The sequence below is a fragment of the Chromobacterium sp. FG22 genome, assembly GCF_057809415.1.
The window spans coordinates 73,010-84,358 of sequence record NZ_JBMDJX010000006.1 but is presented as its reverse complement, the minus strand read 5'-3'; the positions used below and the strand labels follow the sequence as shown (position 1 = coordinate 84,358).

The following is an 11,349-nucleotide window of genomic DNA, read 5'->3' as shown; positions in this document are numbered from 1 at the left end:
CTCATACAATGGGCTGGTGGACGGTGACCAGCTTGGTGCCGTCCGGAAAAGTGGCTTCCACCTGGATGTCGGCGATCATCTCGGCCACGCCGTCCATCACGTCCTCGCGGCCCAGCAAGGTGGCGCCGTAATGCATCAGCTCCGCCACGCTGCGCCCGTCGCGCGCGCCCTCCATGACGGCGGCGCTGATATAGGCCACCGCCTCCGGATAATTCAGCTTCAGGCCGCGCGCGCGGCGGCGTTCCGCCAGCAGGCCGGCGGTGAAGATCAAGAGCTTGTCTTTTTCTCTGGGCGTCAATTCCATCGTGAAGTCCCATTTCTCATTGAAGGGTCAAGTCGCCCAGATGCGCGGCTCCTGCGCCGCGCGGCCGTGGGTGAACGGGTAAAGCAAGCGCCGCGCCCGCCGCAGCCAATGATGGGCGGCTTCGGCGCTGTCGCCGATGAAGCGCGCCAGCCAGACGTCGGGCAGTTGGCTGGCGGCGGCGCGGCCCGCCAGCGGCAGCGCCAATACCGCCTGATGCAAGGCCTCCGGCAGCGCCGGCCCGGCCCACAGCAGCAGGCCGACCGCGGTCTGGCCGCCCATTCCGACCGCCGCGTCCAGCATGCGGTCGCCGCCGGCCAAGGCGGCGCGCTCGCACCAGATCAAGCGACCGTCGCGTTCTATGTCCAGGCTTTGACGCCAGAGACCGCGGTCGAAGCGCTCGCCGCAGGCCGGCCGCCCCAGGCAGAGCACGTCGCCATACAGCAGCGCGGCGTCGCCCAGCAGCTGGACGCGGCCTTGCAAGCTCACCTCGGCGCCGGCGAACAGAATGGTTTCCAGCGGCAGCCATTCCAACCGCGCGCCGGCGGCCAAAGACAGCTCCAGCCGCTGGCTGGCCGGGCGGCCGAAACCGTCGTACCACTTGGCGGCGCCGGGGCTGGTCAGCAACACCTCCGCGCCCTCCTCCAAAGTCACCGTCAGGCTCAGGCTGTCGCCGCCGGCCATGCCCCCCGGCGGATGCACGATGATGTGCTGGCACTGGCCGGCGTCGTCGGTGAAGTGGCGCTGCACCCGCAAGGGGCCGCAATGCCGCCGCCGCACCGGAATGGTGCGTCCGTCGCGGCGCCGGTAGCTCAGCTCCAGTTCGGCGGCCCAGGGCGGCGGCAGGCCGACGGCGGCGGCATCGCGTCGCATCGCTCAGATCGCCAGCAGCCCGCGCACGCCGTCCGCCCGCATGTCCCCGCCCAGGCCGCTTTGCACCACTTCGCCGCGCGCCATCACCAGGTAGCGGTCCGCCAGCGCCTCGGCGAAGTCGTAATACTGTTCCACCAGCAGGATGGTCATCTCGCCCCCGGCCGCCAATTGGCGGATCGCCGCGCCGATCTGCTTGATGACGGAGGGCTGAATGCCTTCGGTCGGCTCGTCCAACATCAGCAGCGACGGCCGCCCGGCCAAGGCGCGGCCAATCGCCAATTGCTGCTGCTGGCCGCCGGACAGGTCGCCGCCGCGGCGGCCGCGCATCTCGTACAGCACCGGAAACATCTCGAACACGCTGTCCGGCAAGCGGCGGCCGGCCGCGCCGGAGAAGCGCGCCAGACCCAGGCGCAGATTTTCCTCCACCGTCAGCCGCGGAAAGATTTCGCGCCCCTGCGGCACATAGGCGATGCCGCGCGCCGCGCGCTGATGCGGCGCCAGCGCCGCGACGTCCTCGCCGCGCCAGCGCATGCGCCCGCCGCGTATCGGCAATTGCCCGCTCAGGCATTTGAGCAGCGTGCTCTTGCCCGCGCCGTTGCGCCCCAGCAGGCAGGAGATCCGCCCCGTCTCGGCGCGCAGGCTGATCCCGCGCAGGATGCGGCTGCCGCCGTAATACTGTTCCAGTCCGTCGATTTCCAGCATGTCAGCGCCCCAGATACACTTCGATCACCCGCTCGTCCGCCTGCACCTGCCGCAGCGTCCCCTCCGCCAGCACCGCGCCTTCGGCCAGCACCGTCACCCGGCCGCCCAGGCTGGCGACGAAATCCATATCGTGTTCCACCACCATCAGGGAGTGCTCGCCCTTCAGGCTCAGCAGCAGCTCCGCGGTCTGTTCGGTTTCGGCGTCGCTCATGCCGGCCACCGGCTCGTCCAGCAAGAGCAGCTTGGGTTGCTGAGCAAGCAGCATGCCAATCTCCAGCCATTGCTTTTGGCCGTGCGACAGCAGGCCGGCCAGCCGGCCGCGCTGCTCCTGCAGCCGCACCCGTTCCAGCAGTTCGTCGACGCGGCGGCGCTGAGCCGCGCCCAGCCGCGCGCGCAGGCTGGCGCGCACCGAGCGGTCTCCGGCCAGCGCCAGCTCCAGGTTGTCCGCCACCGTCATCGCCTCGAACACCGTGGGCTTCTGGAATTTGCGCCCTATGCCCAGTTGGGCGATCTCGGCCTCGTCGTATCTGCGCAGGTCCAGGGTCTGGCCGAAGAACACGCTGCCGGCGTCCGGCCGGGTCTTGCCGGTGATCACATCCATCATCGTGGTCTTGCCGGCGCCGTTGGGGCCGATCACCACGCGCAATTCGCCGACGGCGATCGACAGCGTCAAACGGTTCAGCGCGCGGTAACCGTCGAAATCAACTATGACATCGTCAAGATATAATATCTGTCCATGCCGAATGTCCAGCCCCGGCGTCAATGGCCGGGACAAGCCCACCGCCTCGCCCTCCCACTGTCCGCGCGGAACGGGATTCTCCCTTGTTGTATTCATGTCGCATATCCGGGAAATCAATAAACGCGCGGCCGCCTCAAGCGCCGCGCCCCCGCGCCAGCCAGCCCATCAAGCCGCGCGGCAGCAACAGGGTGCCGGCGATGAACAGCCCGCCCAGAAAGAACAGCCAGTACTCCGGAAAGGCCACGGTGAACCAGCTCTTGGCGGCATTGACCAAGACGGCGCCCAGCACCGGTCCGATCAAGGTGCCACGGCCGCCCACCGCCACCCAGACGGCGGCCTCGATCGAATTGCCCGGCGACATCTCGCCCGGATTGATGATGCCGGCCTGCGGCACGTACAAGGCCCCGGCCAGGCCGCAGAGCATGGCGGACAACACCCATACCGCCAGCTTGTAGTCTTGCGGCCGGTAGCCGCAGAACATCAGCCGCGACTCGGCGTCGCGCACCGCGGTGAGCACACGGCCGAACTTGCCGCGCGTCAGCCGGAACGCCCCCAGCAAAGCCAGCGACAGCAGGAGCGCGCTGAGGACGAACAGCCAGGCGCGGGTGGCCGGCTCGGCGATGCCGAAGCCCAGGATGCGCTTGAAGCCGGTAAAGCCGTTATTGCCGCCAAAGCCGGTTTCGTTGCGGAAGAACAGCAGCATCGCCGCATAGGTCAGCGCCTGGGTGATGATGGAAAAATACACGCCGCGGATGCGGGAACGGAAAGCCAGCCAGCCAAAGCCCAGCGCCAACAATCCAGGCGCGCCCACCGCCAGGCACAGGGCCCAGGCCAGGTGTTCGCTGCCCTGCCAGAACCACGGCAGCGTCCGCCAGTCCAGCGACACCATGAAATCCGGCAGCGCGCTCTGGTAGACGCCATCGCCGCCGATCTGACGCATCAGATACATGCCCATGCCGTAGCCGCCCAGCGCGAAGAACAGGCCGTGGCCCAGGCTGAGCAAGCCGGCATAGCCCCAGACCAGGTCCAAGGCCAAGGCCAGCACCGCGTAGCACAGAATCTTGCCCGCCAGCGTCAGAACATAGGCCGACACCCGCCAGCCGCTGTCCGCCGGCGCGAACACATGCAGCAAGGGCAAGGCCAGCAGACCGAGCCAGACCAGCACCAGCGCCGCCGCGCCCCAGCGCCGTCGGCCCAGGCCGGACAAGAGCCGCAAAGAGTAAGGAAGATGCATGGCGGCTCCTAATCCACGGCCCGGCCCTTGAGGGCGAACAGGCCTTGCGGACGTTTTTGGATGAACAGAATGATGCCGGCCAGGATCAGAATCTTGCCCAGCACCGCGCCCAGCGCCGGCTCCAACAGCTTGTTGGCCACGCCCAGGCCCAGCGCGCCCCATGCCGCGCCGGCCAGCTGACCCACGCCGCCCAGCACCACCACCATGAAGCTGTCGACGATATAGCCCTGACCCAGGTCCGGGCCGACATTGCCGATCTGGCTCAGCGCCACCCCGCCCAGGCCGGCGATGCCGCTGCCCAGGCCGAAGGCCAACATGTCCACCCGCCCGGTGGCCACGCCCAGGCTGTCCGCCATGCGCCGGTTCTGAGTCACCGCGCGCACGAACAGGCCCAGCCGGCTGCGGTTCAGCGCCAGCCAGACCAGGCCCAGCGTCAGCGCGGAGAACAGAATGACGGCGATGCGGTTGTAGGGCAGCGTCAGCGCCGGGCTCAAGGCCCAGCCGCCGTTCAGCCAGCCGGGGTTGGCCACCGCCACGTTTTGCGCGCCGAACAAGGTCCGCACCAGCTGCATCAACACCAGGCTGATGCCCCAAGTGGCCAGCAGCGTTTCCAGCGGGCGGCCGTAGAGGTGGCGGATCACCAGCCTCTCCAGCGCCATGCCCACGGCGGCGGTCAGCAGGAAGGCCGCCGGCAGGGCCAGCGCCAGATAGGCGTCGGCGGCGGCCGGCCAGCGGCTGTGGAACAGGCTTTGCGCCGCGTAGGCGACATAGGCCCCCAGCATCAGCATCTCGCCGTGCGCCATATTGATCACGCCCAGCAGGCCGTAAGTGACGGCCAGGCCCAAGGCCGCCAGCAGCAGCACCGAACCCAGGCTGAGGCCGGCGAAGGCCGCGCCCAGCAGATTGTCTATCCGCACGCTGGCGCGGATGGCCGCTTGCGCCCTCATCGCGGCGGCGCGCACTTCGGCATCGTTTTCCGCGGCGGCGTCGGTCAAGGGCGCCAGCAAGGCCAAGGCCGCCGGATCGCCGCTGTCCGCCAGCGCCATGGCGGCGGCCCGCCGCTGCGCCGGGTCCGGACTGCTCAGCGACAGGCGGGCGCCGGCCCGTTCCAGCGCGCGCCGCAGCTCGGCGTCGCCCTCCCGCGCCAAGCGTTCCCTTAGCAAGGGCAGCAGCGCCGGGTTCCCGCTGTCGCCCAGCGCGCGGACCGCGGCCAGCCGCCGCCCGGGGTCCGCCGCGGCCAGTTCGTCGACCGCGTGAAACACCGCCAGGGCGCCGCGCAGCCGGTTGTTCAACGGCAGCGGTTCCAGGCTGGCGGCGTCGCCCGCCGCCGGCTGGCCGGACACCGCGTCGCCAAGCGCGCCGTCCGGCCGCTGCCACAGCACGCGCATACCGTCGGCGGACTGCAATAGCCGGCCCTGCTCCAAGGCGGCCACCGCCGCGCGGCGCTCGGCGTCCGGGCGCGGCGCCCAGCTTTCAATCAAGCCGGCGCGTTCGGCCGGATCGGCGCCGGCCAGCTCGGCCAAGGGGCCGGCGCCGGCCGCGGCGCACCACAGCGCCAGCGCCCAAGGCAGGGCTTTACTCCAGGACATGGCGGGCTCCTTTCCGGCTCACTTGCTTTTCACCGGGGTGTCCGGCCGCTTGTCGTTGCCGGGCAGATACGGGCTCCACGGCTGGGCGCGCACCACGCTCCGGCTCTTCCACACCACCGAGAACTGCCCGTTGGGCTGAATCTCGCCAATCATCACCGGCTTGCGCAAATGATGGTTGCGGGCGTCCATTTCCAGCTTGAAGCCGGACGGCGCGTCCATCCGCAGCCCGGCCAGGGCCTTGCTCACCGCGGCCGTATCGGTGCCGCCGGCCTTGCGCACAGCCTGCGCCCACAGCCGGACCCCTACATAGGTCGCCTCCATCGGATCGTTGGTCACCAGCTTGTCTGCCCCGGCAACGCCCTTCTTGCGCGCCCAGGCGCGATAGTCCGCCACCCACTTGGCGTTGACCGGATTTCTCACGCTCATGAAGTAATTCCAGGCCGCCAGATGGCCGGCCAGCGGTTTGGCGTCGATGCCCTTCAGCTCCTCCTCGCCCACCGAGAACGCCATCACCGGTACCTCGGCCGCCTTCAGGCCCTGATTGCCCAGCTCCTTGTAGAACGGCACATTGGAGTCGCCGTTGATGGTGGACACCACCGCGGTCTTGCCGCCGGCGGCGAACTTCTTGATGTTGGCGACGATGGTCTGGTAATCGTTATGGCCAAACGGGGTGTAGGCCTCCTGGATGTCCGCGTCCTTGACCCCCTTGGTTTTGAGGAAGGCGCGCAGAATCTTGTTGGTGGTGCGCGGATAGACGTAATCCGTGCCTAACAGGAAGAAGCGCCGCGCGCCGCCGCCCTCCTTGCTCATCAGGTATTCCACCGCCGGGATCGCCTGCTGATTGGGCGCGGCGCCGGTGTAGAACACATTGGGCGACATTTCCTCGCCCTCGTACTGCACCGGGTAGAACAGCAGGCCGTTCAGTTCCTCGAACACCGGCAACACCGATTTGCGCGACACCGAAGTCCAACAACCGAAGGTCGCCGCCACCTTGTCGCGGCTCAGCAATTGGCGCGCCTTCTCCGCGAACAGCGGCCAGTTGGACGCCGGGTCCACCACCACCGGCTCCAGCTTCTTGCCCAAGACCCCGCCTTCGGCGTTGATCTGGTCGATGGCGAACAGCGCCATATTCTTGAGCGAGGTTTCGGAAATGGCCATGGTGCCGGACAGGGAGTGCAGCACCCCCACCTTGATGGTGTCGGCGGCGAGAGCCGGCGCGGCGCCGAAGCCGCTCAGCGCCAGGCTCAGCGCAAGGGAAGACAAGACATGAGGGCGAATCAACATGGGAAGCTCCTGGGGCGATCCTGAAGCGCCGGGAGGCCGTCCGGCCGGCCCGGCGAGGAATTGTTGCACTGCAGGATCAGACTAAGCCCCGGCCCGCCCGGCCGGAATACGTTACATGACGTATGCCCCGTCACCCGCCGCCGGCGTTGCGCAAGGCCAGCGCCGCGGCCGAGGTGCGGGTTTCCACCCCCAGGCGGGCGAACACATGCTCCAGATGCTTGTTGACGGTGCGCGGACTCATGCCGAGGATGTCGCCGATATCGCGGTTGGTCTTGCCCAGGCTCAGCCAATGCAGCACCTCGGCCTGGCGCGGAGTCAGCCCCAGCGCCCGCATCAGGCGCCGCGGCGCCGCGCCGTCTCCCGCCTCGCTCAAGGCCAGCAGGCACTCGTCCCCGGCCAGCCGCCGCGCCAGCAAGGCCGCGCCGTCGCCTTCCTCCAAGGTCAGGCTGGCCCCCGCCGCGGCCTGGGCCAGCCAGGGCCGCCAACGCGCCGCCAGCGCCGCCTCGGACCAGCCGTGGGCTTGCAGCAGGCCGCGCGCTCGCTCGGTCAGCCACAGCGGCCGGCCGCTGGCCGGGTCCGCCGCCAGCAAGGCCTGCCCCGAAGCCTCCAGCGCCTGCCGCGCCCGGCACAGCTGGCGCGCGCTGCCGATATGGGCGGCCAGCCGCGCCAGCACCTCCGCCGGCCGCAGCGGCTTGATCACGTAATCCGCGCCGCCGGCGGCAAACGCCGCCAGCACGTGCTCGCTGTCGCTGAGCCCGGTCATGAACACGATGGGAATCGCCTGCGTTTCCGCCCCCGCCTTCAAGCGCCGCGCCGTCTCGAAACCGTCCATGCCCGGCATCAACGCGTCCAGCAGAATGATGTCCGGCCGGCACTCGGCGGCGCGGCCCAAGGCCGCCGCGCCGTCCGTGGCCAGCAAGACCCGGTAGCCGGCCAGGTCCAGCGCATCGTGCAGCAAGGCCAGGTTTTCCGGCTGATCGTCCACGATCAGCGCCGTCGCCCGCTCCGGCCGCGGCGCGCTCACGCCGGCGCTCCCGGCAGCCATCGCAGCAACTCGTCCAGCCGGCAGCCGTCCAGCAGGCTCCGCGCCCGCGCCAGAAACGGTCCGTAAGCCGGGTCCGCCCCCAGCGCGCCCACCTCCAAGCGCAGCAGGGCGGCGCGCGCGCCGCGCAGATAGCCGCGCCGCAAAGCCTGCCGCAACTCGTCCAGCGCCTCCTCCGGCGGCCAGCGCAGCGCCGGCTCCTCCCCGCTCAGCCACTCCAGCTGCAAGCGTCGGCCTATCCAGTCCAGCAGCTGCTCGACGCGGATGGGCTTGACGAAGAAATCCTCGGCGCGGATGCCCGCGTCGTTGTCCTGCCCTCGCTCGAAGGCGTTGGCGGAAATCACCGCCAGCGCAGGCGCGTCGCCGTGCCGGCGACGGATGCGCCGCAGGGTTTCCCAGCCGTCCAGGCCCGGCATCGCCAGATCCATGCACACCAGATCCGGCAACGTCCGCGCCTGCTCCAGCCAGTCCAGGCAAGCCTGGCCGCCGGCCGCCTGCTCCACCTCGAAACCCAAAGGCCGCAAGGCGCTGGCCAGCATCTCCCGGTCCTGCTCATGGTTGTCCACCAGCAGCACCCGCCGCCGCCGGCCCTGGTAGCCGACGCGCGCCGACAAGGGCGCCGCCGGCGCGGCGCCCAGCCGCGGCAGGAACAGGCGCAGCGTGAACACGCAGCCCCCGCCCGGCCGGCTGTCCAGCCTCAGCTCCCCGCCCATCAGCGAGGTCAGCATGCCCGCAATGGTCAGGCCCAGCCCGCTGCCGCTCTGGCCGGCGGCCCCGCCGCCGCGCTCAAACGGCTCGAACACGCGCTCGGCCTCCTCCGGCGCGATGCCGGGCCCGGTGTCGGCAATGTCAAAACACGCCACCTCGCCCTGATAACGCAGGCCCAGGCTGACCTCGCCATGCGCGGTGAACTTGACCGCGTTGCCCAGCAAATTGATCAGAATCTGCCGCAGCCGCCGTTCGTCGGCGCGCACCAGCGCCGGCCACTCGCCTTGCGGCAGGAAGCGGAAGCCTAGGCCCTTGTCCCGCGCCTGCAGCTGGAACATCGCCGTCAATTGGCCGATCAGCGCGGCGAAGTCTAGCGGCCGCGGCTCCAGGCTGAGCCGGCCGCTTTCTATCCGCGCCAGATCCAGCGTGCCCTCGATCACCGACAGCAGGTGATCCCCGCTGCGGCGGATCACCGCCAGCGCCGGCCGTTTCGACGGCGGAATCTCCGGGTCCCCGTCCAGGATCTGCGCATAGCCCAGCATGCTGTTCAGCGGCGTGCGCAGCTCATGACTGAGCGTGCTCACGTAGCGGCTCTTGGCCTGATTGGCCTGCTCCGCGTCGCGGCGCGCCTTTTGCAGCAAGGCGTCGGTGCGGCGGTGGGAAGCGATCTCGCGCAATAAGCGCTGGGTCTGCCGCTTGGATTCCTGCTGCGCCACCTGCCGGCTCTGCCGCAACAAGACCAGCCACCAGGCCAGCACGCTGCAACCCAGCAGCAGGCCCGCGCCCAATTGCGGCAGCCGCGCCGCCAGCCCCTCCAAGGCCGGGCGGCTCCGCGCCCAAAAGGACAAGCCGGCCATAAGCAGGCCCAGCCCCGCCAGCATGGGCGTCATCAGCAGCAGATAATCGGCCAGGCCGCGTTGCAGATACGGCCGGCAGCCCCGCGGCAGCAGCCGGCTCAGCCAGGCGCGCCACTGCTTGTCCAGCCGCGCCTTGGGCTTGCAGCGGTCCTCGCAGCGCGCGTCCAGCGTGCAGCACAGGGAGCAGATCCAGCCGCGATACGCCGGGCAACTGACCATGTCCGGCGGCTCGTACAGGCGGCGGCACAATGCGCAGCGCTGCGGCGGAGCCGGCGGCGACGCCGGCTGTCGCGCCAGGTAATAACGGCCGCCGCTGAGCCAGGCCAGCGCCGGCGTGGCCAGCAAGGCGGTCAGCAAGGACAGGAAGGGGGCCAGCGGCTGCATCTGCTCGCCCAGCGCCCCCAGGTGCGCCGACACCGAAACCGCCGAGGCCAGGAGCAGCGAACCCAGCCCCACCGGATTGACGTCGTAAAGATAGCCGCGGCGGAACTCAATGCCCGGCGGGCTCAGCCCCAGCGGCTTGTTGATGGCCAAATCCGCCGCCACAGTCACCATCCAGGCAATGGCCAGATTGGCGAACAGCGCCAGCACGTGCGCCAGCGCCTGGAAAATCTCCAGCTCCATCAGCAAGAGCGCGATCAAGAGATTGAAAGCCACCCACACCACCCGCCCCGGATGGCTATGGGTCAGCCGCGCGAAGAAATTGGACCAGGCCAGCGAACCGGCGTAGGCGTTGGTGACATTGATCTTCAGCTGCGACAGCAGCACGAACAGCACCGTCGCCGCCAGCGCCAGCCGGCCGTCGCCCCAGATCCGGGCGTAGCCGAACCAATACAGGCGCGCCGGATCCGGCGCCGGCCCGCCGGCCTGACCATGGTCCAGAACCAGCCAGGCCAGCAGCGCGCCGCCCAGCATCTTCAGCATGCCGGGCAATACCCAGCCCGGGCCGCCGGCCAGGCAGGCCAGCCACCAGCGGCGGCGCTGGCCGGTGGCGGGCGGCGGCATGAAGCGCAGATAGTCCGCCTGCTCCCCCATCTGCGCGATCAAGGCGATGCCGATGCCGAAAGCCGCACCAAAACGACGCAGATCAAAGCCGCCCGCACCGCCTTCCGCCCCGGCGTAGTGCCAAAAGCCGCTCAAGGCCTCCGGCTGGCGCGCCAGCACGAAACCATAGGGCAGCAACAACAAGCCCAGCCACAGCGGCTGGGTCCAGACTTGCAGCCGGCTGATGGCGGTGACGCCGTGGGCCACCAGCGGCAGCACCGCCACGGTGCACAGCACATAGCCCCAGGCCGGCGGCAGGCCAAAGCCCAACTCCAGCGCATAGGCCATGATGGCCGCTTCCAGCGCGAAGAAAATAAAGGTGAAGGCCGCGTACAGCAAAGAGGTGACGGCGGAACCCAGATAGCCGAAGCCGGCGCCGCGGGTCAGCAGATCCATGTCCACGCCGTAGCGGGCGGCGTAGACGCTGATAGGCAGGCCGGCCAGCAGAATCACCAGCCCCACCGCCAGAATGGCCCAGGCCGCATTGACGAAGCCGCCCGCCGTCAGCATCGCCGCGCCCACCGCCTCCAACACCAGAAAAGCGGCGGCGCCGCCCAGCGCGGTGTGCGCCACCCGCCACGGCGACCAGCGCCGAAAGCTCTGCGGGGTATAGCGCAAGGCATAGTCTTCCAGCGACTCGCGCGCCACCCAACTGTTGTAATCGCGGCGAACTTTCACCGCGTAAAGCGGCGCGGGATGGGAAGCGGACATGGCGGCGGCCTTGAGGTGATGCTAACAACTGCTTTAATGCAAAAAGCCTGCCAAGCGCCGCCGCGCGCGGCAAAAGGCCGCCGCTTCCCATCGCCTCCCTGCGCGCCGTTTTATACGATACGAATGGCGAATGTACTGATTCAGTGGAGAATTTCGCGCCGCCGCCTGCAAACAAGCTATTCACACAACATTAAGCAAGCGCTAATATTGATTGGCAACCACCACCCAGGCCGGCTCCGCCGGCCCGCCACATTAAGGAATTCCC

At 69.3% G+C, this 11,349-nt stretch carries 9 protein-coding genes; all 9 read right to left on the bottom strand.

Annotated elements, in window-relative coordinates; genetic code table 11:
• Position 1: 1 nt before the first annotated feature.
• Positions 2-304, bottom strand: a complete 303-nt coding sequence (gene ureA / locus ACODSD_RS07970; RefSeq protein ID WP_107799313.1) for an urease subunit gamma — start codon at positions 302-304, stop codon at positions 2-4.
• Positions 305-331: 27 nt separating this feature from the next.
• The gene (locus tag ACODSD_RS07965) at positions 332-1,174 is read right to left on the bottom strand and encodes an urease accessory protein UreD (RefSeq protein WP_488877132.1); all 843 of its coding nucleotides are present in this window, start codon (positions 1,172-1,174) and stop codon (positions 332-334) included.
• A 3-nt stretch (positions 1,175-1,177) separates the two neighbouring features.
• Positions 1,178-1,876: an urea ABC transporter ATP-binding subunit UrtE gene (gene urtE, locus ACODSD_RS07960; protein WP_488877131.1), complete on the bottom strand. Its 699-nt coding sequence runs from the start codon at positions 1,874-1,876 to the stop codon at positions 1,178-1,180.
• A 1-nt stretch (position 1,877) separates the two neighbouring features.
• On the bottom strand, positions 1,878-2,711 hold the full coding sequence (gene urtD, locus ACODSD_RS07955) for an urea ABC transporter ATP-binding protein UrtD (RefSeq protein WP_488877130.1): 834 nt from the start codon (positions 2,709-2,711) through the stop codon (positions 1,878-1,880).
• A 37-nt stretch (positions 2,712-2,748) separates the two neighbouring features.
• Positions 2,749-3,849, bottom strand: coding sequence for an urea ABC transporter permease subunit UrtC (gene urtC, locus ACODSD_RS07950; protein WP_488877129.1), 1,101 nt, complete (start codon positions 3,847-3,849; stop codon positions 2,749-2,751).
• An 8-nt stretch (positions 3,850-3,857) separates the two neighbouring features.
• Positions 3,858-5,438: an urea ABC transporter permease subunit UrtB gene (urtB, locus tag ACODSD_RS07945; protein ID WP_488877128.1), complete on the bottom strand. Its 1,581-nt coding sequence runs from the start codon at positions 5,436-5,438 to the stop codon at positions 3,858-3,860.
• A gap of 18 nt (positions 5,439-5,456) precedes the next feature.
• Positions 5,457-6,722: an urea ABC transporter substrate-binding protein gene (gene urtA, locus ACODSD_RS07940; protein ID WP_488877127.1), complete on the bottom strand. Its 1,266-nt coding sequence runs from the start codon at positions 6,720-6,722 to the stop codon at positions 5,457-5,459.
• Positions 6,723-6,852: 130 nt separating this feature from the next.
• Positions 6,853-7,767, bottom strand: a complete 915-nt coding sequence (locus tag ACODSD_RS07935; protein ID WP_488877126.1) for a response regulator — start codon at positions 7,765-7,767, stop codon at positions 6,853-6,855.
• On the bottom strand, positions 7,743-11,084 hold the full coding sequence (locus ACODSD_RS07930) for an ATP-binding protein (RefSeq protein WP_488877125.1): 3,342 nt from the start codon (positions 11,082-11,084) through the stop codon (positions 7,743-7,745). The genes ACODSD_RS07935 and ACODSD_RS07930 overlap by 25 nt, the downstream gene beginning before the upstream one ends.
• Positions 11,085-11,349 lie beyond the last annotated feature (265 nt).